Raw genomic sequence first — 22,374 nt, forward strand, 5'->3', positions numbered from 1 at the left:
GACCGGCAGGTCCGACATGCCCGGATGCGGGGCGTTAACCGCAGCCGAACTACGGCTGAACTTCCGACTGCGGCTTCCGGTAGAGCCAGGTCAGGCGCGGTTCCAGCACCCACCTGAAGACGGCCCTGGTGACCGGCAGGCAGAGGATGATGGCCAGCACGAACGAGCTCACGATGATCGCCAGGGTGCCGAGCGGGCCCTCCAGCCACGACAGCTTCAGCAGCCCGAAGTCCTTGAGGATCAGGATCGGGATGCCGTGGAGGAGGTAGGCGTACAGGGTCCGGGTGCCGAGGTCGCTGAACCAGGTCTCCCGCTTGGGGATGATCGACAGGATCGCGAAGCACAGCGCCAGCACGCCGGTCATCCAGGCCAGGCGGAAGCCGAGGGCGTACAGCCACTCCTGGTTGAGGTCGGCGTAGCTGTACCGGTTGTAGAAGACCTTCAGGCCGAGGTCGGGCGCGAGCACGACCGCCGCGGCGGTCCAGGCCGCCAGGACGAAGGCGCTGATCATCCGCACCCACGACTTCTGCAGCCACTCGAAGTGGTGCGGCTGCAGGATCATGCCCAGCACGAAGAACGGCAGCAGGCCGAAGAACCGGTCCATGCTGAAGTCCTGTTCGAGCTGCGAGAAGCCCGAGATCAGATAGACCGCGACCGCCACCGGGAACGGCCAGCGCAGCCGCCTCCACACCGGCACGGTGATCCGCCACAGCAGCAGCGCGACCAGATACCAGTTCATCCACGCCGGGTCGGTGATGGTCAGCGACCACTTGCCGCCGAGGCCCCACCGCAGCGCGGCGTAGCCGAGCTCCACGACCACATACGGGATGAGGATCGTGTCGACGAGCTTGTTGACCTTGCCCTTGGAGTCCCAGAAGTTCCGCGACAGGTAGCCGCTGATCATGACGAACAGCGGCATGTGGAACGCGAACGCCCAGATGTACCCGGCCTTGTTCGCCGGGTCGGCGTTGATCGTGTCGCGGAGGGCGTGGCTGGAGATGACCAGGGCGATCAGGACGAACTTGACGTTGTCGAGGTGGTGCGAGCGCGGCTTCTTGGCCGGCCGGGCCTCCTCCTCCGACCCCTGCGCCGGGGGCGCCGACATCGGCGGGTTGGCCGCCCAGGCGGGGAGCGGCATGGAGGGGGACTCGGGGAAACCGCCCGTGTGCTGGGCGCCGACGGCGGCGAAGCTGTCGGTCTGGAAGTTCTCGAACCCGGGCGGCTGGGTGGGCAGCGGAGCCGACGGCGGGTCGTAGGGGGAGCGGCGGCGCTGCCACGGGCTCCAGTCGGCGGGAGCCTCGGGTGCGTTCGGACCGCCCGAAGGCGCCGCGCCGGGGGGAGCGGCGGCGTGCGGAATCCGGGGACCCGCGGGAGCGCCGGGCTGCGGGCCGGGCGTGTGCGGGATGCGCTGGCCCGCCGGGGAACCGGGCTGCTGCCCCCGGGCCTCGGCCGGCGCGCCACCGCCGAAGTAGTCGAACCCCTCGCCGGGACCCTCGTCGGCCGAAGGGCGGCGGTCCCGCGGCTTGCGCTGCGGCAACGGCTCGGCCGACTGGGTGTGGGGGGCGGCGAGCGGACCGGTGCCGGAGTAGGGGGCGGGCGCGGACAACGGGCCGGATCCGGGGAAGGACCCGGGCTGCCCGGCGTCGGGGAAGGGATGGCCTCCGGTCGCGCTGCCGGGGAACGGATTGCCGCCGGTCGTGCTACCCGGGAAGGGGTGGCCGCCGGTCGCGTTACCGGGGGAGGGATTGCCGCCGGTCGTGCTGCCGGGGAAGGGGTGGCTTTCCGTCGTGCCGGGGAAAGGGTTTGCCCCTGTCGCCGTGCCCGGGAAGGGGTTTGCCGCCGCTCCGGTGCCCGGGAAAGGGGCGGGCTGTCCTGCGCCGGGGAAGGAGCCGGGGCCTTCTCCCAGACCGCTACCGGGGAAGGGGCCGGGCTGGCCCGCGCCAGGGTGTCCCGGGCGGTTCTGACCGGGGGCCGTGGCGCCGGGACCGTCTAAGTCGCCGGGGAAGGGGGACGGCTGGCCCGGCGGGGCGAAGGAGTCGGCGAGCCGGCCGCCTGAGGCGTAGGGGTTCGGCGGGAGGTGCTGCGGGCCGGTCGAGTGGGTTCCGTGGTGCCCGGGGGAGGTCTGCTGGTCGACCGGCTGGCCGGGGGCCAGGGGGTCGGCGCGGGGGATGGCCGGGAGATCGATGTGGGTGTCGTCGGTGATCCGGCCCATCACTCCAGTGGGTGCGTCCTCAGCGTCCGGATTCGGAACCGGGGGGCGGTTTCGGATGTCGCTCACGTGTCACTCACGGAAGAACGCTCAGCTATCTGTCAGAGGGCGGAAACAGACAAGGCCTGACAACACCCCCATGGTGGTTAAAAGGGGTGCCCAGGCCGGACACCCCACCTTAACGTTCTTGTCGCCGGGATGTCGCAGGAGGGCGGAATCTCCAGGAAATCCCAGATTCCACCCTCCGGCAACGGAAAACCCCGTCGAACAGGGGCGTCAGGTCGCGCAGATGTCGGTGTTCGCGTCCACCGTCGACTCGTCCTCGGCCGCCGACAACGGGACCTTGACGCCGCCGAAGTCCTTGCCGATGACCAGCTGGATGACCGGGCCGACGGCCTTCTTCGGCCCGCCCGGCGGCGGGGTGGCCGCGGTGAACGGCTTGGTGTTGGCCACCGGCAGCAGCGTCGTCGACGGGTCGATCGGCTTCAGCAGGGACGCGATGAGCATCTTCGACCCCTCCCAGCCCTCGCCCTTGTAGGCGACCGAGCTGGTCTCCTGGTCGCTGCCGTCGGCCTTGCGGCCGTCGCCGATCTGGGTGACCCGGAAGCCCTGCGCGGTCAGCGCCTCGGCGACCTCGCTGGCCTTGCCGGTGGTGTTGGTGCCGTTCACGACCTGGACCCGGACCTGCGCGGGCTCGGTCGGCTTCGGCGCGGGCGGAGCCGACGGCTTGGCCTCGCCGCCGCCCTCGCTCGATCCGCCCTCGGCCTGCGGGACGGCCGACGGGGGCGGGCTCGGTGCGGCCGTGGCGACCTCGCTGTCGGTGCGGATGGCCGCGAACAGGTTGTCGGCCTGCGGCTGCTTCCACTGCACCCGGTCGGGGTCGGCCACGTAGGCCTCCCAGGGGACCGTGATGGCCTTGAAGCCCTTGGCGGTCAGCTTCTGGGCGCTGCGCGCGATCTGGATCAGCGTCTCGGTGTTGAGCTGGTCGTCCATCTCGACCGAGCCGGTCGCGGCGCCGACGAACTCGGCGAGCTTCGGCAGGTCGCTGATCAGGTCGCTGCTGGTGGCCTTCTTCACGACCTGCGAGATGAAGACCTGCTGGCGCTTGATGCGCTCGATGTCGCTGCCGTTGCCGATCTTGCGGATGCGGACGTAGCCGAGCGCGGCCTCACCCTTCACGACCTGGCGGCCGGCCGGGAGGGTGAGCTTGGAGGCGCGGTCGTTCACGGCCTGGGGCAGGCAGATCTCGATGCCGCCGAGCGCGTTGACGATGTTCTTGAACCCGGTGAAGTCGACCTTGAGGTAGTGGTCGATGCGGATCTGGGTGAGCGACTCGATCGTGCGGATCGTGCACACGATGCCGCCCAGGTTGAACGCCGAGTTGATCATGCCGAGCTGGGCCGGCATCGCCTGCTTGGTCTGCACGTTCTCGCACGACGGGATCTGCACCATCGAGTCACGCGGGAAGCTGATCAGCCGCGCCTGGTCGCGCTGCGGCGAGACGTGGAGCAGCATGATCGTGTCGGTGCGCTCGCTGTGGTCCTCGCGGGCGGCCTTCTGGCCGTAGCGGGCGTTGTCGCCCTGCCGGGTGTCGGAGCCGACCAGCAGCACGTTGATCGCGCCGGTCTGGTTCTCCGGACGGTCGGCGCCCAGGGCGTCGTTGACGTTGACCTGGCGGATGTTGCCGAGCGTGCGGCGGTAGACGGTGTAGGCGGTGAGGCTGCCGGCGACCATCACGGTCGTGAGCACGACGCTGATCCAGCCGAGCGCGCCCAGGCCGGGCTTCTTCCCCCGGCCGCCGCCTCCGGCCTTCGGGGCCTTCTGCGGCCCGCCGGGCGGAGCGGGCGGAGGGCCGCCGACCGACGCCGCGAGCGGCGGCCCGGGCGGCGAGGACATGGCGGCGGCCGGGACGTGGTGCTGAGGCGGGACGGGGACGTCGCCCTCGTCGTCCTCCTCGTCGTTCTTGCGGCGCTTCAGCCAGCGGAACCGGCGCGGCTCCTCGTCGTCGTCGTCCCAGCGGTCGCCGACGCCCCAGCGGTGTTCGTCGAAGTCGGGGTCGCCCGCGGTCTCGCGCTGGCGGGAGGCCTGCTCCGGATACATGGGCGGCGGCTCGAAGGCAGGCTGCTGCTGGGGGCCGCCACCGGGGTCGGCGGCGCCGAAGGACCACGCACCGCTGCCCCAACCTGGCTGGTCGCCGGAGGGGACGTTCCGGTGGTCGCTCATACCGTCTCCTCGACTGAAAACGCGTCGAAGGCGGGGGCGTCGTGAATGTTTCGCTCGCTCATTGCGCCTTCGAGATTAGGTCACGATGCGGTCGCCCGGCCCAGCGATCTCTTATTTGGGCTGGCGGACAGCATACTCATTTAGGGACATTTCACGGTATGCGGTTGTGCTGAGCTTTACTTGCATTTCACTGACGTCGCAGATGAGAGGGCCAGCGCGGCGGCCAGGAACGCCAGGGGGGCGGCGGGCAGAACATACCGGTAGTCGAAGACCGCCGTGGCGGCCGGGACCACCAGGAGCGCCCACGCGACCGCCCACGGAATGAGGACGTCCGAACGGCGCACCGCGATGACCGGACAGAGCAGAACGAGCAGGAGCAGCGGCCCCGGTAGTGCCAGCACACTCTGGTAGTTACGGAGCCAGCCCGCCACAGGTTCGATGACTTGCGTTGATATAGGGCCGTTTTCATAGCGGCGGGCGAGTTCGATCCCAAGCGTGTCCCGGGTCTGCGGCTCGGCCGGGACCGCCTGCGGGAACTCGTAGGCGGCGTACACCTCGGCGTTGGGGTAGACCGGCCGGCCCGGCTCGAACGCCCTGACCAGATCCCGCGCGACCACGGCCAGGTAGTCGCCCGGCTGCCTGGTGATGGCGAGCACCGCGAACCGCTGCGCCAGGGCGTCGTTGGCCGCTGTGAACGTCTCTCCCGGCAGCCTGACCAGGGGAGACGTCTCGTCCCACACGTAGTCCTGGGCGGGCGGCCTCGGGTCGCGGTCGTCGCAGAGCACGGCGAGGTCGGCGGGCGGCTTCATGACCTGACATTCGGCGAAGGGCATGACGCGGACGTAAAGGAAGGCCCCGTTCGCGCCCACGAGTCCCACCCGGTCGTGGGTGGCGTGGAACCACGCCGCGTAGGCCACGACCGGCACCAGCGCCCCGACGGCGAAGATCCCCGCGAGCCTGCGGGCGCGCCATCCGTACAGGACCAGGAAGACGACGATCAGCGGCAGGCCGACGGTCCGGGTGACCGTGGCCGCCGCCAGCAGCAGCCCGATCCCCAGCGCCCGGCGCCAGGTCGGCGGCCGCAGCGCCAGGACGGTGGCCGCGACGACGAGGAACAGGAAGAGCGTGTCGGAGACGAGCAGGTGTTCGAGCTGGATCTGGTACGCGTCGAGCAGCACCACCGCCGCCGCGACCACCCCGAGGACCTTCCGCCGGATCGCGCCGTAGACCATCGCCGCGACCGCGAGCCCCATCAGGTGCTGGACGACCACCACCAGCCCGAAACTGTGGAAGGGCTCGAACAACCGCAGGAAGAACGAATACCCGGCCGGCCGCACGAGATCGGGCCGCGGCCGGATGGCCGTCACGACATAGGTGTAGGTGTCCGGAAACCAGAGCGCGGGCTGATACCCGATCACCGCCAGCCCCCGCAGCGCCGCCCCGAGCAGGAACACCCCGGCGAACCACCGGTTCTCCCGCACCCAGGCGAGCCCCCGGTCCAGCCGCGACGGCACCGCTCGCGTCGCCTGGCGCTCCGCGCTCACATCCTCAGCGGTCACGCGACCGACCCGACGCCGGGCGGCTGGCGGAGGAGGCGGCCGTGCTGTCCCGTCCCGGTGAGAACAGCCGACGCTCGGCGGCCCGCCGACGGCGGTGACTTGCGGGGTGGGCGATGGGCGGTCATCGGGCTCCAGGTCAGGGCCGGTCGTAGGGGCGCGTCGCCCGGCCACGGTACACCGCTAGGCTCTGGCCCATTCGCGCGCTGAGGATCGACCTGTCACCGGGACGGCTGCTGGCCGTCGGGTCGGCGCTGCCCGCGCTCGCCCTGTCGGGCTGGCTGCTGGCGGGGCTGGCGCTGGTGTTCCTCGGCTGGTTCGGGATCTGGCAGATGGTCCTGCTGGGGGTCCCGGCGGCGGCGCTGTTCGCGTGGGCGGGGTGGCCCCGCGACGCCGTCGAGGCGAACTGGGCGCAGGCGGGGGCGGTGTTCCTGGTCGCCGTCGCGTCGGGGGTGTTCAACACCGTCTACGCCTCGCAGCAGTACATCGTCCGGCGCGACCCGGCGACCTACGAGCAGTACGCCATCTGGCTGCAGAGACACGGCGGGCTGCCCATCCCCGAGAACGCCGCGGCCTTCGGCGGAGGCGACGCGGCGCTCCGGTTCGCCAGCATGGGGTTCTACGCCCACGACGGCGCGGTCGTGCCGCAGTTCATGCCGGGCGCGCCGATCCTCTACGCCTCCGGGTTCACCCCGGCGATCCTCGGCGCGCTGGCGGTGCTGACCGTCGGGGGAGTGACCGCCCGGCTCGCCGGGGCGCGGCACGCGTGGATCGGGGCGCTGGCGTTCGCGGTGGCGCTGCCGATCCTCTACACCTCGCGGACCACGTTCAGCGAGATCCCGTCGCTGGTCCTGCTGTTCGGCGGGATCGCCCTGGTGCTGGCCGGGCGGCGGATGTTCGTGGCCGGGCTGGTGTTCGGGCTGGCGCTGCTGGTCCGGATCGACGGGCTGCGGGACATCCTGCCCGTGCTGGTCTTCGGGATGGTCGCGGAGCGGAAACTGCTGGCGGGGGTGGTCGCCGGGGGCGGGGTCGGGTTCGGCGCGGGGTTCGTGCTGTCGCGGCCCTACTTCGACTACCTGAGCGGCTCGCTGCTGCCGCTGCTGGCGATCTGCGCGGTCGTGCTGGTGGTGGCGCCGTTCGTGAAACGGGTCCCGCGCCGGCTGCCCGGCGTGGCGGCGGCGGGAGTGGTGCTCGGGGTGCTGGCCTTCGCGGTCAGGCCGCTGGTGGAGACGGTGCGGCGGCCGGTGACCAATCCCGACGACGAGCTCACCGCCCAGCTCATCGCGGCGGTGCAGAAGGCCAACGGGCTGCCGGTCGACCGCACACGTCTCTATTACGAGGACTCGCTCTACTGGGTCGTCTGGTACGTCGGCCTGCCCGCCCTCCTGCTCGCGGTCTTCGGCGCGTTCACGCTGGCGCGGAAGATGGAGCGGCCGTGGCTGCTGCCGACGGCGATCATCCTGTGGACCACCGTGACCACGCTCTACCGCCCGGCCATCACGGCCGACCATCCGTTCGCCGCGCGCAGGCTGGTCCCGGTGATCATCCCCGGGCTGGTCCTGCTGGCGGCGTGGGGGGCCAGGAAGCTCCCCCTGTGGGCGGCCGCCGGGCTGCTGGTCGTCCCGCCCGTGATCACCTCGATCGGCACCGCGTTCACCCCGATCGAGCGGGGGGAACTGGCCGCCGTACAGGGGATGTGCGACGCGATCCCGGAGGGCTCGACGGTGCTGATCGTCGAGCGGGTCACCGGCGACCGGCTCACCCAGGTGGTCAGAGGGCAGTGTGGCTTCCCGACGGCCAGAGTCGCCTACCCCGAGGGGAAGGACGTGCCCCTCGAAGCCGATGTGCGCAGGATCATCGCGAAAACGCGTGATCCGGTGCTGCTCGCGGCCGAACCCGGGCAGCTCACCGCCTATGGGACACCCCGGCAGGTCATGGCGCTGCGGACCCGGCAGGACGAGCGTTCTCTGGTCGAAGCCCCTGACGGCACGTGGTCGCTGAGCGTCGACGTCTGGCTCGCCGTGCCGTGATGTGCGGTCGGCGTGCGACTGGGCAGAGTACCCTCTTCCGACGTGGACATGCCCCCGGAGAGTGGACCAGTGGTGAGCGAGAATCCCTACGTCACGATCGTGCTGCCCTGCTACAACGAGCAGGACCATGTGATCGACGAGGTCGAGCGGATCAGCGCCGCCATGGACTCCTCGGGCTACACCTACGAGCTGGTCGCCGTCGACGACTGCTCGACCGACGACACGCTGGAGCGGCTCCGCGAGGCCGCGCCCCGGTTCCCGAACATGCGCATCCGCGCCTTCCACCGCAACGGCGGGTCGGGCACGGTCCGGCGCATCGGCTCGCAGGAGGCGCGCGGTGAGATCGTCGTCTGGACCGACGCCGACCTGACCTACCCCAACGAGCGCATCCCCGAGCTGGTCCAGATCCTCGAGAAGGACCCGACGATCGACCAGGTCGTCGGGGCCCGCACCACCGAGGAGGGCTCCCACAAGCTGCTGCGGGTGCCGGCCAAGTTCGTGATCAGGAAGGTGGCCGAGCGGCTGGCCGGGCAGAAGATCCCCGACCTCAACTCGGGCCTGCGGGCGTTCCGCAAGTCGGTCGCCAAGCCCTATCTGCGGCTGCTGCCGCCCGGGTTCTCGTGTGTCACGACGATCACGCTGGCGTTCCTGTCGAACCAGCACGACGTCTACTACCTGCCGATCGACTACGCCAAGCGGGCCGGGAAGTCGAAGTTCAGCTTCTTCGGCGACGCCTACCGCTACATCCTGCAGGTGCTGCGGATGATCATGTACTTCAACCCGTTGAAAGTGCTCATGCCGCCCGCCCTGTGGCTGGTCGGGATCGGCCTGGTCAAGGGCGCCTACGACGTCGTCAACTACGGCTTCTACCTGACCAGCAACGCCATCGTGATCTTCCTGTCGGGCATGCTGATCGGCTCCGTCGCGCTGCTGGCCGACCTGATCGTGCGGTCGCGCGGCAACGAGTGATGAGAGTCGTCATCGTCGGGCCGACCTTCCCCTACAAGGGAGGCGGGGCCCAGCACACCACCGAACTCGCCCACCGGCTCGCGCGGGCCGGCCACGACGTCGTGATCGAGTCGTGGCTGGCGCAGTATCCGTCGTTCCTCTATCCGGGCGTGCAGACCATCGACACCCCCGAGGGCGAGCCGTTCCCGGACACCCGGCGGATCCTCGACTGGCGCCGCCCCGACGGGTGGGTCGCCTGCGGCCGCCGCTCGCGCGACGCCGACCTGGTGATCCTGACGGTCCTGTCACCCGTGCAGGTCCCGCCCTATCTGGGGATCCTGCACGGCCTGCGCAGGCGGACCCGGGTGATCGCGCTCTGCCATAACGTGCTGCCCCACGAGACCAAGCCCTACGACAAGCCACTGATGAAGGCGCTGCTCAAGAGGGTCGACGGCGTGCTGGTCCACTCGGAGGCGCAGGGGACGCTGGCGCGGGAGCTCGGCCAGCCGTTCGTCAAGGTCGCGCCCCTGCCACCCCATCTGCCCTCGATCGGGCTCTCCTCCGAGGGCGCTCTCAGCAGGCGGTTGCTGTTCTTCGGCATCGTCCGCCCCTACAAGGGCCTCGACCTGCTGCTGCGGGCGCTGGCCCAGGTCCCGGACGTGCGGCTGACCGTGGCCGGGGAGTTCTGGGGCGGCACCGAGACCACGATGGCGCTGATCCACGAGCTCGGCCTGGCCGACCGGGTGGAGCTGCGCCCCGGTTACGTCCCGGCCGGCGACGTGCCGAAGCTGTTCGCCGAGGCCGACGCCCTCGTGCTGCCCTACCGTTCGGCGACCGCCTCCCAGAACGTCTGGCTCGGCCACGAACACGGTGTCCCGGTCATCGCCACCCGGGTCGGCGCGCTGGCCGACAATGTGACCGACGATGTCGACGGCCTGCTGGTCGAACCCGGCTCCGCCGACGCCCTCGCCGCCGCCCTGCGCCGGTTCTACGAACCCGGCACCCCCGAACGCCTCCGGGCCGGGGTCAAGGCGGTCGACCCCGAGCCGTACTGGTCCGCCTACCTGGCCGCGCTCTGACACTTCAGCACGAGGGAAGGACGCCCGTGGGCACCGAACGCGCCGCGCAACTGGAGTACTCCGAGTTCCAGTCGGCGATGCTGGACGAGGCCAAACGCCGCCGCAAGGCCGCCAAGATCATCGCCGTGCTGGCCCACTTCCTCGGTCGGGCCGAGCGCCCGCTCGAAGGCCTGACCGTGGCCGACATCGGCTGCTCGGCGGGCTTCATCGCCGACGAGCTCGCCCTGGCCGGGGCCCGGCACACGTTCGGGATCGACATCGACGTGCCGGGCCTGCGCAAGGCCTCGGCCCGGTTCGGCGAGCGGGTGGCGTTCGTGTGCGGCGACGGGACCCGGCTGCCGTTCCCCGACGGCTCGGTCGACGTCCTGGTCTTCAACCACATCTACGAGCACGTCGTCGACCCCGACGCGGTGATCGCCGACATGCACCGGGTGCTGTCCGACGACGGCGTCCTCTACCTGGGCCTGGGCAACAAGCTGGGGATCATGGAACCCCACTATAAGCTCCCGTTCCTGTCCTACCTGCCGCCCCGCGCCGCCGACCGCTACGTCCGGGCCTTCGGCCGGGCCGACAACTACTACGAACGCTTCCGCACGCGCGGCGGCCTGCGCCGCATGCTCGACGACTTCCACGTGTGGGACTACACCTTCCCCGTCCTGGCCACCCCGGAGGCCTTCGCCGGCGGCGAGCTGTTCGCCGGGGCGGCGGGCAAGGCCGCGAAGGCCACCCTGGAGAAGACGCCCCGCCCCGCGCTGCGCGCGCTCCTGCCGATCGTGCCCACCTATATCTGGGTCGCGACCAAGACCCCGCGCCGCCCGGCGGGCATCATGCTGCCGCAGCCGCCCGAGGCGGTCCTGACCCGCAGGCAGGCAGCTCCGGCGTCGTGACAAAGGCTGATGAATCCGGCGTGGAAGAGGACGGGCAGGCAGGCACTGGCGCTTCGCGCGGCGACGACGTAGGGAGCCGCTCCGGCGGGCCGGCAGGTCCTGCCGATGAGCGAAGTTCCGGTGGGCCTGGTCGCGCGGCCGGTTCTGGCGGCTCTGGTCACGCGGCCGCTTCTGGTCACGCGGCCGGTTCTGGTCGCGTGGCCGGTTCTGGTCGCGTGGCCGAGGAAGTGGTCGCGCCGCCTCGGAAGTCGCTGGTGAAGCGGGTCGTCAGGTTCGGGTTCCTGGCGGTGGCCCTGGGGTTCGGGGTCTGGGCGGTGGTCTCCCAGTGGGAGGCGATCAGCGACGGGCTGAGCCGGCTCTCGTGGCCGCTGCTCGGGTTGTCGCTGGTCGCGGTCATCGTGGCGTTGCTGGCCGGGATGCTCATGTGGCGGGCGCTGCTGGCCGACCTCGGGTCGCCGCTGCGGCTGGCCGACGCGTCGAAGATCTTCTTCATCGGGCAGCTCGGGAAGTACATCCCCGGCTCGGTCTGGCCGGTGCTGGCGCAGATGGAGATGGGCAAGGACCACGGCATCCCGCGGGCCAGGAGCGCGGCGGCCTTCTTCCTGACCTACCCGATCTATCTCGCGACCGGCCTGCTGGTCGCCGTCGCGACCCTGCCCGCCTTCGCCGGTGACTCGGTGGCCGGGTATGCCTGGCTGCTGCTCCTGCTGCCGGTCCTCGCTGTCGGGCTTCATCCGAAGGTCGTCAACGGGGTGCTCAATCTGGGGTTCAGGCTGCTCGGGCGGCCTCCGCTGGAGCGGCCTCTCACGGCGAGGGGGGTGCTGACCTCCACGGGGTGGGCCTTCGCGGGGTGGGTGGCCTACGGCGTGCAGCTCGCGGTGATCGTGCACGGGCTGGGGGCGACCGGGCCGCGCGCGGTGGTCCTCAGTTTCGGGGCGTTCGCGCTCGCCTGGTGTCTCGGGTTCGTCTTCGTGCTGGCCCCGGCGGGGGCGGGGGTGCGGGAGGTCGCCATGGTGGCGGCGCTGGCCCCGGTGCTCGACCAGGGGTCGGCGATCGCCGCCGCGCTGGTGTCGCGGGTGGTGGTCTCCGTGGGTGATCTGGTCTGTGCGGCGTTTGCGGGTTGGCGTGCGAGCAAAACGGAAAAAACCGTGGAATAGCTACGGAATCCGTTCCTGGAACGTGGCCGCTCGTGTGATTTCGCTCACGATTGGCGTTCCAGGCGGCCTACAGTTAAGGACACAGGCGAAGGAATCGGGGCCTTCCGTCACGAACTTCCTTCGCCGCGCTGTGCTGAGGGGAGCGACCACGTTGAAACCCCGAGTGCTCGTCGACGCCGCGGCCGTACCGGCCGACAGAGGCGCCCTGATCCGCTACGTCGACGGACTGCTGGCGGCCCTCGACCAGCAGGGCGCCGATCTCGTCATCGTCTGCCAGCGGGCCGACGCCGAACGGTACGCCCATCTCGCGCCCGGCGCGAAGATCGTGCCCGGCCCCCACGCCATCGCCAACCGGGGCGCCCGGCTCGTCTGGGAGCAGACCGGGGTGCCGCTGCTGGCCCAGCAGGTCGGCGCCGACGTGATCCACGCGCCCTTCTACTCGGTGCCGCTGCGCTCGGAGGTGCCGAGCGTGGTCACCATCCACGACGTCGCCTGCTTCACCGAGGCCGACCAGTACGAATCCGACCGCGCCGCCTTCTTCCGCTCGGCCACCAAGACCGCCGCGCGGGCCGCCCGCCGGGTGATCACGCCGTCGAAGGCGACCCGGGACGAGCTCATCCGGGTCGTCGGCGCCGCCCCCACCCGGATCGACGTCGCCTACCACGGCGTCGACCTCGACCTGTTCCACCCGCCGGCCGAGGCCGAGGTCCGCCGGGTGACCAGCCGCCTGGGCCTGCACGGCCGCCCTTACGTCGCTTTCGTCGGCCCGGCCGAGCCGCGCAAGAACGCGCCCAACCTGATCAGGGGCTTCGCCAAGGCGGTCGAGGGCATGGACGAGCCGCCCGCGCTGGTCATCGCCGGGCCGGCCGAGAGCGGTCGTGAGGTCGAGGCGGCCATGCGGTCGCTGCCCGAGGGCGTCACGGTCGTGCGGACCGGCTATCTGCCCTTCGCCGATCTCGCCGGGTTCTACGGCGGCGCGCTGGTGGCGGCGTTCCCGTCCCGGTGTGAGGGGTTCGGGATGCCGGTGCTGGAGGCGATGGCGTGCGGCACACCGGTTCTGACGACCCGGCGCACCTCTCTTCCCGAAGTGGGCGGGGACGCGGTGGCGTACACCGAACCTGATTCGAGGAGCATCGGGGTGGCGCTGCGGACCCTTCTCGACTCACCCGGGCGACGCGTGGAACTGGGTGCCGCGGGGCTGGCCAGAAGCCGGGAATTCACGTGGAAGATGTCCGCTCACGCACATCTGGTGTCCTATCAGCGTGCGACGGAACATTGAGTTAGCCTCGCCCATGTGACGGAGCCTTCTTTGCCCCAGCCCGGCCAGCTTGAGGCGATTCTCCTGGTGGGAGGGCAGGGCACGCGGCTGCGTCCGCTGACCCTGTTCACCCCGAAGCCGCTGCTTCCCACGGCGGGGGTGCCCTTCCTCGCCCACCAGCTCGCCAAGGCGCGGGCCTGCGGGGTGACCCGGATCGTCTTCGCGACCTCCTACAAGGCCGAGATGTTCGCCGAGGCGTTCGGCGACGGGTCGGCGTTCGGGCTGGAGATCGTCTACATGACCGAGGAGACCCCGCTCGGCACCGGCGGCGCGATCCGCAACGCCGCCGAGGGACTGACCGTCGCGCCCGACGCGCCGGTGCTGGTGCTCAACGGCGACATCCTCTCGGGCCACGACATCTCCGCCCAGGTCGCCTGCCACGTCCAGGGCGGCGCCGCCGTCACGCTCCACCTCACCGAGGTCGACGACCCCTCGCGGTTCGGCTGCGTGCCGACCGACGACCACGGCCGGGTGACGGCCTTCCTGGAGAAGACCCCCAACCCCGTGACCAACCGGATCAACGCCGGCTGCTACGTCTTCACCCGGTCGGTCATCGACACGATCCCGTTCGGCGAGGTCGTCTCGGTCGAACGGCAGACCTTCCCGGGCCTCATCGAGGCGGGCCGGACGGTGCTCGGCTTCGCCGACTCGACCTATTGGCTGGATGTGGGCACTCCGGCGGCCTTCGTCCAGGGTTCCTCCGATCTCGTACGCGGCCTGCTCGCCTCCCCCGCCCTCCCCGGCGCGCCCGGAGAGGCGCTGGTGCTCGACGGCGCGACCGTTTCGCCCGAAGCCAAGATCACCGGCGGTTCGGTGATCGGGGCGGGGGCCTCCGTGGGGGCCGGGGCGACCGTGCGGGGTAGCGTGGTGGCCGAAGACGCCCAGATCGCGGCCGGTGCGACGGTGGTCGACTCGGTGGTCGGCGCCGGGGCGTCCATCGCCGAGGGGGCCGTGGTGCGGGAGTCGGTGATCGGCGACAGGGCGTCCATCGGGGCGCGCAACGAACTGACGGCGGGAGCCCGGGTCTGGCCCGGCGTCGACCTGCCGGAATGCGCGGTGAGATTCTCAAGCGATGGCTGATGCCCGAACGTAGCTGGCGGCCCGGCGGCCCCCTGAACCTGGGGCTCACGCTGGCGCCCCACCGGCACGGCTCCGGTGACCCCGTCTGGCAGACCACTCCCGACGGGGCCCTCTGGCGCGCCTGCCGCACGCCCGAAGGCCCGGGAACGCTCAGGATCTCCGTCGTCGCAGGTCAGGTCCATGGCCTGGCTTGGGGGCCGGGCGCCGAATGGCTTCTCGACACGATGCCCGACCTGCTGGGCGCCGGCGACCCCGCCGAGGAGTTCGGCGCGCTGCTCGACGCGATGGGCGACGACCCCGTCGCCGGATTCCTCAAGGCCCTGCACGTGCGCGCCGCGGGGCTGCGGATCGGCCGGGCCGGGCGGGTCTTCGAGGCGCTGGTGCCCGCCGTGCTGGAGCAGAAGGTGGTGGGCCGGGAGGCGTTCCGGGCGTGGCGCTGGCTGGTCCGCAAATACGGCGACCCCGCTCCGGGCCCCGGCCCCGAAGGGCTGAGGGTGCCGCCGTCGCCCGACACCTGGCGGCTCGTGCCGTCGTGGGACTGGCACCGGGCGGGTGCGGAGGCCGTACGGGCCAGGACGATTGTCAACGCGGCCCGCCACGAGGGAAAGCTGGAGACGGCGAGCACCACGTGGGAGGCCGACCGCCTGCTCAGGGCCCTGCCCGGCATCGGCGTCTGGACCTCCGCCGAGATCCGCCAGCGGGCCTGGGGCGACGCCGACGCCCCCAGCGTGGGCGACTTCCACATCCCCGGCCTGGTCGGCTACGCCTTCACCGGCGAGAAGACCGACGACGAGGGCATGCTCCGCCTCCTGGAACCCTTCGCCGGCCACCGCCACCGGGTGGTCCGCCTGATCGAGATGAGCGGCCGCCGTCCCCCGGGCCGGGGCCCGCGCATGGCTCCCCGCGACTACCGATCTTTCTGATCAACGTAATGTGCAGGGTATGACGGCAGGAATGCGACGGGCGCTGGCACGCGCACGCGACGGCAAGACGATCGACGTGGCCGAGGCGGCCATCCTCCTGGAGGCCCGCGGCGCCGACCTCGACACCTTGCTCGACCACGCCTCCCGCATCCGCGACGCGGGCCTGGCGGCGGCGGGCCGCCCCGGTGTGATCACCTACAGCCGGAAGGTCTTCATCCCGCTGACCCGCCTGTGCCGCGACCGCTGCGGCTACTGCACCTTCGCCACCGCCCCCGCGAAGCTGCCGAGCCCGTTCCTGTCGCCCGACGAGGTGCTGGCCATCGCCCGCGAGGGCGCTTCGATGGGCTGCAAGGAGGCGCTGTTCACCCTGGGAGACCGGCCCGAGGACCGCTGGCCGGTCGCGCGAGAGTGGCTCGACGCCCATGGCTACGACGACACGCTCTCCTACGTACGCGCCATGGCGATCCGCGTGCTGGAGGAGACCGGCCTGCTGCCCCACCTCAACCCGGGGGTGCTGACCTGGCGTGACTTCCAGCGGCTCAAGCCGGTCGCGCCGTCGATGGGCATGATGCTGGAGACCACCTCGACGGCCCTGTTCACCGAGAAGGGCGGGGCCCACTACGGCTCGCCCGACAAGGCCCCGGCCGTCCGCCTGCGCGTCCTCGAAGACGCCGGGCGCTCCAACGTGCCGTTCACGACCGGCATCCTGATCGGGATCGGCGAGACGATCCTCGACCGGGCCGAGTCGATCTTCGCCATCCGGCGGGTGGCCCGCGAATACGGCGGCATCCAGGAGGTGATCGTCCAGAACTTCCGCGCCAAGCCCGACACGGCGATGCGCGGCATGCCCGACGCCGACCTCCAGGAACTGGCCGCCACGATCGCGGTGACCCGCCTGGTGCTGGGCCCGCGCATGCGCGTGCAGGCCCCGCCCAACCTGATCGGCGACGAACACGGCCTGATGATCCGGGCCGGCATCGACGACTGGGGCGGGGTGTCCCCCCTGACCCCCGACCACGTGAACCCGGAACGTCCCTGGCCGCACATCGACGACCTCGCTTCACGAACGGCTGTGTCCGGCTTCGACCTGCGGGAACGCCTGACGATCTACCCCGAGTACGTCCGCGCCGGCGAACCCTGGCTCGACCCCCGCCTGCTGACCCACGTCTCCGCGCTGGCCGCCGACGACGGCATGGCCCTCGACGTGAATCCGTCAGGCCATCCCTGGCAGGAGCCTGACGGCGGCTTCGCCGCGTCGGGCCGCGTCGATCTGCACACCGAGGTCGACGTGTCCGGCCGGACCAACGACCGCCGCGACGACTTCGACGACGTCTACGGCGACTGGGACGCCCTTCGCGACCGCCTCCCCACGGCGGTGTCCATCACCGGCGACGGCGCCGAGGCCCTCCGCCAGGCCGCCCGCGACCCCCTGGCCCTGACCGACGCCCAGGCCGAGGCCCTGCTGAGCCTGACCGGTGACGCCCTCGACGAACTGTGCGCCCTGGCCGACGGCCTCCGGCGCGAGGTCAACGGCGACGACGTGACCTACGTCGTCAACCGGAACATCAACTTCACCAACGTCTGCTACACCGGCTGCCGCTTCTGCGCCTTCGCCCAGCGCCGCACCGACGCCGACGCCTACACCCTCAGCCTCGACCAGGTCGCCGACCGCGCCGAGGAGGCCTGGGCGGCCGGCGCGACCGAGGTCTGCATGCAGGGCGGCATCCATCCCGACCTGCCCGGCACCGCCTACTTCGACATCGCCCGCGCGGTCAAGGCGCGGGTCCCGGACATCCACGTCCACGCCTTCTCCCCGATGGAGGTCATCAACGGCGCCAGCCGCACCAACCTGTCCATCGAGGACTGGCTGACAGGAGCCCGCGAGGCGGGCGTCGACTCGCTCCCCGGCACGGCCGCCGAGATCCTCGACGACGACGTCCGCTGGGTGCTGACCAAGGGCAAGCTCCCCACCCGCGAGTGGGTCGACGTCATCACCACGGCCCACCGGGTGGGCATCCCCACGACCTCCACGATGATGTACGGCCACGTCGACAACCACGCCCACTGGATCAAGCACATCCGCCTGATCCGCCGTCTCCAGGAGGAGACCGGGGGCTTCAGCGAGTTCGTCCTGCTCCCGTTCGTCCACCACAGCGCCCCCATCTACCTGGCGGGGATCGCCCGCCCCGGCCCCACCGCCGACGAGAACCGCGCCGTCCACGCGGTGTCCCGGCTGCTGCTGCACGGCGCCATCCACAACATCCAGTGCTCCTGGGTGAAACTCCAGGACGACCTGTGCCGCCAGGTCCTGGCCGGTGGAGTCAACGACATCGGCGGGACCCTGATGGAGGAGACCATCTCGCGGATGGCGGGGTCGGAGAACGGGTCGTACAAGACCATCTCCGAGCTCCGCCGGATGGTCGAGCTCAGCGGACGGCCCCTGCGGCAGCGCACGACCGAATACGGCACCCCGTCCCCGGAGCGCCAGGCAGCGGCGGCGGCGAGCGACGGGGTGTGCGCGAGCGTGCGACGGGTGCTGCCCGTGGTGAACTGAGTCGCGAAGTGGTTACGAACCGTGTCCTGCCGGACGGATGACCCGAAACTGATCGGGTGGCAGGGCGGTGGTGGCGGTGGATGGTGGCCGGAGCGGCCATGGGTGTGGCCGCCGTGGGCCTGGGTTTCCTGCTGCGCTCGTGGGAACTGGGCGACCTGGCGGATCTCGCCCAGCTCGTGTCGTTGATCGGCCTGGTTCCCGTGATCGCCGGGATCGCCGATCTGGTCCGGAGCCACCGCTTCGGACGGCGGCTGACGCCCGAAGCGGTGGCGCTCTCGATGAGCTGGTCCGGACGATCGGTGAGGCGTCCGACCGGGTCGAGCAGTCGATGGTCCGCCAGGACGCGCTGGGGGCCGGGCTGCTGGAGATGCGCGAGCGGCTCGCCGAGGCGACCGCCCGCCTGACGGCCGAACGGCAGACGCTGCGTGACGACCTGTCGGCCCGGGAGCGGTTGGTGGCGGCCGACGATCAGGAGCGCAGGCGGCTGAAGGCCGAGGTCGAGCGGCTGCGCGAGGATCTGGAGTCGACCCGGCGGCGCTTGGAGGACACCGAACGACTGCACGTGGAGATTCAGCGACGGCTGGACGAGTCCGAGCGCCAGCGCGCGGAAGCGGAACGGCTGCGCATCCGCGCTGATGAGCAGGCGGCGGACGCGCGGCGGCAACTGGCCGAGCTGGCGGGTCAGCGCGGGAACAAGACGCCGCCTGCCGATGAGCTGGTGCCGTTCATCACCGTGCGGGAGCTGATGGGGGAAGAGGACCAGCAGGTCGCCGAGGAGATCCTGCGGCGGGTCGACACCGTGCTGCGGCACGAGGCGGCCGCCCTCGGAGAGGTGAGCGACCACCTCGCCATGAGCCAGGAGATGGCCGGTCATCCCCCGGCCATCGACCGACCGGACAGAACCGGCCCGGCGGGGCGGGCCGGTTGGAGGAATCGGGACGGTGCGGCGATGATGCTGGGCCTCTCGGCCCTGGTCACGTTCCTGATCGTGGTGCCGTTGGGGTGGAGTCAGCTCGGGGAATCGGAAGTTCCGACGCCCTCGCCGTCATTCTCGCCCTCACCCTCTTCGGCGGCCCGGCCGGTGGGCTCGGACTGGACTCCCCGCAACTTCGCCTTCGGCCGGCAGATCGGACATCCGCTCCAAGGTCACAACAGCGATGTCCTGGCGGTGGCGTTCGGAGAGGTCGACGGCGTTCCGGTCGCCGTGTCCGGCGGAAGTGACTACAAGGTGCGGGTATGGGATCTGACCAGCGGAAAGCCATATGGCCAGGCCATGACCGGCCATACCGGAGATGTCTGGTCCGTGGCGGTCGGGCAGGTGGGCGAGGTTCCCGTGGTCGTGTCCGGCGGGGAAGACGGAACGGTGCGGGTGTGGGGTCTGGCCAGTGGGCGGCAGCGTGGTGAACCTCTGAAGGGCCATAGCGGCCCGGTCTACGCGGTGGCGTCCGGCGAGATCGACGACGTTCCGGTGGCTGTGTCCGGAGGAGCCGACGGCACGGTGCGGGTGTGGGATCTGGTCACCGGCCGGCAACGCGGTCTCCCGCTGAAAGGTCATACCGGTGTTGTCAGGGCGGTGGCATTCGGATACGTGGACGCCACTCCGGTCGGAGTGTCCGCCGGGGGTGACCACACGATGCGGATGTGGGATCTGGCCAGCGGCAAGCAGCGCGGTAGGACGGCGAAGGCCCCCGCGGGTGATGTCCTGGCGCTGGCGGCCGGGCAGAAGACTTACCGGAGCTTCGGGCAGCCGGCTTCCGAATCGTTCGCGGTGTCCGGCGGGGTCGACGGCACGGTGCGCGAGTGGAACCTCTTCAACGGTGAGAAGCATGGTTTCACCCGGGGAGGCGGTCGCGACGGGGTGAGTGCGGTGGCGGTGGGGGAGATCGACTCGGATTCGGTCGCGGTGTCCGGTGGAGAAGACGGCACGGTGCGGGTGTGGGACATGGACGCCGGGCAACAGCGTGGCCCCCACTTGGAAGGCCACACTGATGAGATCACCGCGGTGGCGTTCGGCGAGCTGGACGGCGTTCCGGTCGCCCTGTCCGCCGGGCTGGACAACACCGTCCGGGTCTGGAGCCTGAAGTCCTGACGGATCACCGCGTCACGTAGAAGTCCTCCGCCGACCTCGGCGCCCGGTCCCTCGGCGGCTCGGCCGCGTGCCCGATCGCCACCGCCCCCATCGGGTCCCAGTTGTCCGGCAGCCCCAGCACCTCACGCACCACCGGCCGGCAGAACATCGTCGACGACACCCACGCCGACCCCAGCCCCTCCACCGCCAGCTGCACGAGGAAGTTCTGCACCCCCGCTCCCGTCGCGACCACGAACATCTCGCGCTCCGACGCGTTGCGCCGGTCGTCCCGGTAGGTGTGCGACCCGTCCATGACCAGGCACGGCACCGCCAGATACGGCGCGTCGCGCAGTACGTCGCCCCGCCGGATCCGCTTGGCGATCGACTCCTCGCTGAACCCGTCGCCGCGCAGGTCGGCGATCCACGCCTCCCGCATCGCGTCGACCAGCTCCACCCGGGCGGCCGCCGTCTCCAGGAGGACGAAGCGCCACGGCGTCGTGTGGTGCGGCGCGGGCGCCGAGATGGCCGCCGCCACGGCGCGCCGGACGGCCTCCCCGTCGACCGGCGCGCCGGAGAACCTCCGGATGGTCCGCCGGGCGAAGACCACGTCGGCCGAGCCGAAGCGGAACATGTCCTGGTCGGCGGGGCGGATCAGGGCCGCGCCCCCGGGACCGTCGTCGTCGCCGACCAGGTGGCCCAGCCCGGACACCACGGCCACCGGCACGCCCGACAGCTTGCCCTTGACCAGTTCCGCCGCCGCCGCGATCTCGTCGATCAGCGCCGTCACGGTCGCGTTCAGCGGGTTGCCGTAGGTGTCGGTGGTGCCGCGCAGGTCCTCCAGCGGCTGCACGCCCGACGCGCCCAGGGCCACGTCGGTCAGCCCGTGACGCCACGGCCGCCCGAACGTGTCGGAGACGATCACGCCGACGCGCACCCCGGCCACGTCGCGCAGACGCCGCCGGATCGCCGACGCCGACGCGTCGGGGTCCTCGGGCAGCAGCAGCACGGTCCCGGGCGCGGTGTTGGACGCGTCCACCCCGGCCGCCGCCATCACGAAGCCGTGGCGGGTCTGGGCGATCACCGTCTCGCCCCGCCGGGCCACCACCCGGGCCGTCTCGGCCGCGATGGCCGCCGAGCGGTCGTCGCCGCGCACGACCCGGCCCTCGGCCTTGCTGACGATCTTCGAGGTCACCACGACCACGTCGCCGTCGGCCAGGCCGGGGGCGGCCTTGGCGATCAGAGCGGCGATGTCGTCGCCGAAGCCGATCTCGGGCAGTCCCGGCACCCCGCTGACGGTGATCACGCGGACACCTTCCCCGCCAGGTCGAGGGCCGCCGCGGCCAGGTCCCGGGTCGCCTCGGGCGAGGACATCAGCAGCGGGCGCGCCTCCACCGCCACGCCCTCCAGCGAGGTCGCGGCGTCCTCCTCGGCGACCAGCCAGCCGTCGAGCAGGTCGGCCCCGTAGAACTCCAGCACGCCCTGCGCCGAGGTCTCCACGCCGATCGCGGTCAGGCAGGCGTCGGCCATGCCGCGCACCGGCGCGCCGCCGATGATGGGGGACACGCCGACCACGGTCTTCGCCGCCACCGCCTCGCGGATGCCGGGGATCTGGAGGATCGTCCCGATGCTCACCACCGGGTTGGACGGCGGCAGGATCACCACGTCGGCCTCCTCGACTGCCTCCAGCACACCCGGTGCGGGAGTGGCCGAACCGGCCCCGACCAGAGCGAACTCCTGCGCGGGCTCCGACGCGCGCATGCGCACCCACCACTCCTGGAAGTGGACGGCCCGCCGGGCGTGCTCCTCGCCGACCACCACATGGGTCTCCACCTGGTCGTCGGTCATCGGGATCAGCCGCACACCGGGCTGCCAGCGGTGGCACAGCGCCTCGGTCACCGCCGACAGCGGATAGCCCGCCGCGAGCATCTGCGAGCGCACGATGTGGGTGGCGAAGTCACGGTCGCCCAGGCCGAACCACTGGGGCTCCATCCCGTAGGCCGCGAGTTCCTCTTTCACGGTGAACGTTTCAGCCGCGCGGCCCCAGCCCTGCTCCTCGTTGATGCCGCCGCCCAGCGTGTACATCACGGTGTCGAGGTCGGGGCATACTCGGAGGCCGAAAAGCGTGATGTCGTCACCGGTGTTGCCGATGACGGTGATGGTGGAGTCCGGAGCCGCCGCCTTGAGGCCGCGGAGGAACCGGGCGCCGCCGATTCCGCCCGCCAGGGACACGATGCGCATGCCTGACAGTCTGGCATTGCGTGGGAATCGTGAGATTGATGGGTCGCCGGGCATCCATGTCAGGCATATGCAAAACTCAGTTCCCATAAGCCGCATGAAAACCT

The 22,374-nt window shown here is 71.3% G+C and carries 16 protein-coding genes; 11 read left to right on the forward strand and 5 right to left on the reverse strand.

All coding sequences use genetic code 11. The features are described from left to right. Window positions 1–49: 49 nt before the first annotated feature. The 3 genes from AW270_RS41930 to AW270_RS29280 all read right to left on the reverse strand — a co-directional run bounded on the left by AW270_RS41930 (window position 50) and on the right by AW270_RS29280 (window position 5,991). Entirely contained in the window at window positions 50–2,212 is a 2,163-nt protein-coding gene (locus AW270_RS41930) for an acyltransferase family protein (RefSeq protein WP_061299349.1), read from the reverse strand. 273 nt (window positions 2,213–2,485) lie between these two features. Continuing rightward, window positions 2,486–4,432: an LCP family protein gene (locus AW270_RS29275; RefSeq protein WP_061299350.1), complete on the reverse strand. Its 1,947-nt coding sequence runs from the start codon at window positions 4,430–4,432 to the stop codon at window positions 2,486–2,488. A gap of 176 nt (window positions 4,433–4,608) precedes the next feature. Then, on the reverse strand, window positions 4,609–5,991 hold the full coding sequence (locus AW270_RS29280) for a hypothetical protein (protein ID WP_245674909.1): 1,383 nt from the start codon (window positions 5,989–5,991) through the stop codon (window positions 4,609–4,611). Between the two features lie 299 nt (window positions 5,992–6,290). Here AW270_RS29280 and AW270_RS29285 point away from each other — a divergent pair, with 299 nt between their 5' ends. The 11 genes from AW270_RS29285 (at window position 6,291) to AW270_RS29335 (ending at window position 20,053) form a co-directional block, all read left to right on the forward strand. After that, window positions 6,291–8,018, forward strand: coding sequence for a hypothetical protein (locus tag AW270_RS29285; RefSeq protein WP_082801916.1), 1,728 nt, complete (start codon window positions 6,291–6,293; stop codon window positions 8,016–8,018). A gap of 48 nt (window positions 8,019–8,066) precedes the next feature. Beyond that, the gene (locus tag AW270_RS29290) at window positions 8,067–8,987 is read left to right on the forward strand and encodes a glycosyltransferase family 2 protein (protein WP_061299352.1); all 921 of its coding nucleotides are present in this window, start codon (window positions 8,067–8,069) and stop codon (window positions 8,985–8,987) included. After that, window positions 8,987–10,045 (forward strand): glycosyltransferase family 4 protein, encoded by a 1,059-nt coding sequence (locus AW270_RS29295; RefSeq protein WP_061299353.1) that lies wholly within the window; start codon window positions 8,987–8,989, stop codon window positions 10,043–10,045. Before AW270_RS29290 ends, AW270_RS29295 begins: the two co-directional genes overlap by 1 nt. A 26-nt stretch (window positions 10,046–10,071) precedes the next feature. Then, the gene (locus AW270_RS29300; RefSeq protein WP_245674910.1) at window positions 10,072–10,932 is read left to right on the forward strand and encodes a class I SAM-dependent methyltransferase; all 861 of its coding nucleotides are present in this window, start codon (window positions 10,072–10,074) and stop codon (window positions 10,930–10,932) included. Between the two features lie 215 nt (window positions 10,933–11,147). Beyond that, window positions 11,148–12,089, forward strand: a complete 942-nt coding sequence (locus tag AW270_RS29305; RefSeq protein ID WP_245674911.1) for a lysylphosphatidylglycerol synthase transmembrane domain-containing protein — start codon at window positions 11,148–11,150, stop codon at window positions 12,087–12,089. A 151-nt stretch (window positions 12,090–12,240) separates the two neighbouring features. After that, on the forward strand, window positions 12,241–13,368 hold the full coding sequence (locus tag AW270_RS29310; RefSeq protein WP_061299355.1) for a glycosyltransferase family 4 protein: 1,128 nt from the start codon (window positions 12,241–12,243) through the stop codon (window positions 13,366–13,368). Window positions 13,369–13,383: 15 nt separating this feature from the next. Further along, window positions 13,384–14,487: a mannose-1-phosphate guanylyltransferase gene (gene manB, locus AW270_RS29315; RefSeq protein WP_082801917.1), complete on the forward strand. Its 1,104-nt coding sequence runs from the start codon at window positions 13,384–13,386 to the stop codon at window positions 14,485–14,487. Continuing rightward, complete coding sequence (locus tag AW270_RS29320; RefSeq protein ID WP_061299357.1) at window positions 14,487–15,410, forward strand: DNA-3-methyladenine glycosylase family protein; 924 nt, start codon at window positions 14,487–14,489, stop codon at window positions 15,408–15,410. Before manB ends, AW270_RS29320 begins: the two co-directional genes overlap by 1 nt. A 10-nt stretch (window positions 15,411–15,420) precedes the next feature. Continuing rightward, on the forward strand, window positions 15,421–17,964 hold the full coding sequence (locus tag AW270_RS29325) for a bifunctional FO biosynthesis protein CofGH (RefSeq protein WP_082801918.1): 2,544 nt from the start codon (window positions 15,421–15,423) through the stop codon (window positions 17,962–17,964). Between the two features lie 56 nt (window positions 17,965–18,020). After that, window positions 18,021–18,368: a hypothetical protein gene (locus AW270_RS29330; RefSeq protein WP_157522796.1), complete on the forward strand. Its 348-nt coding sequence runs from the start codon at window positions 18,021–18,023 to the stop codon at window positions 18,366–18,368. Next, a complete protein-coding gene (locus AW270_RS29335; protein ID WP_061299360.1) occupies window positions 18,293–20,053 on the forward strand; it encodes a WD40 repeat domain-containing protein in 1,761 nt (586 codons plus the stop codon). Before AW270_RS29330 ends, AW270_RS29335 begins: the two co-directional genes overlap by 76 nt. 4 nt (window positions 20,054–20,057) lie before the next feature. On the opposite strand, the gene AW270_RS29340 is transcribed toward AW270_RS29335, so the two are convergent. Both AW270_RS29340 and cofD read right to left on the reverse strand, forming a co-directional pair. Then, the gene (locus AW270_RS29340; RefSeq protein ID WP_061299361.1) at window positions 20,058–21,335 is read right to left on the reverse strand and encodes a coenzyme F420-0:L-glutamate ligase; all 1,278 of its coding nucleotides are present in this window, start codon (window positions 21,333–21,335) and stop codon (window positions 20,058–20,060) included. Next, on the reverse strand, window positions 21,332–22,270 hold the full coding sequence (gene cofD, locus AW270_RS40785) for a 2-phospho-L-lactate transferase (RefSeq protein WP_061299362.1): 939 nt from the start codon (window positions 22,268–22,270) through the stop codon (window positions 21,332–21,334). The genes AW270_RS29340 and cofD overlap by 4 nt, the downstream gene beginning before the upstream one ends. Window positions 22,271–22,374 lie beyond the last annotated feature (104 nt).

Source organism: Herbidospora cretacea, from assembly GCF_001570605.1.
In the GTDB taxonomy this organism is placed as follows: Bacteria; Actinomycetota; Actinomycetes; order Streptosporangiales; family Streptosporangiaceae; genus Herbidospora; species Herbidospora cretacea.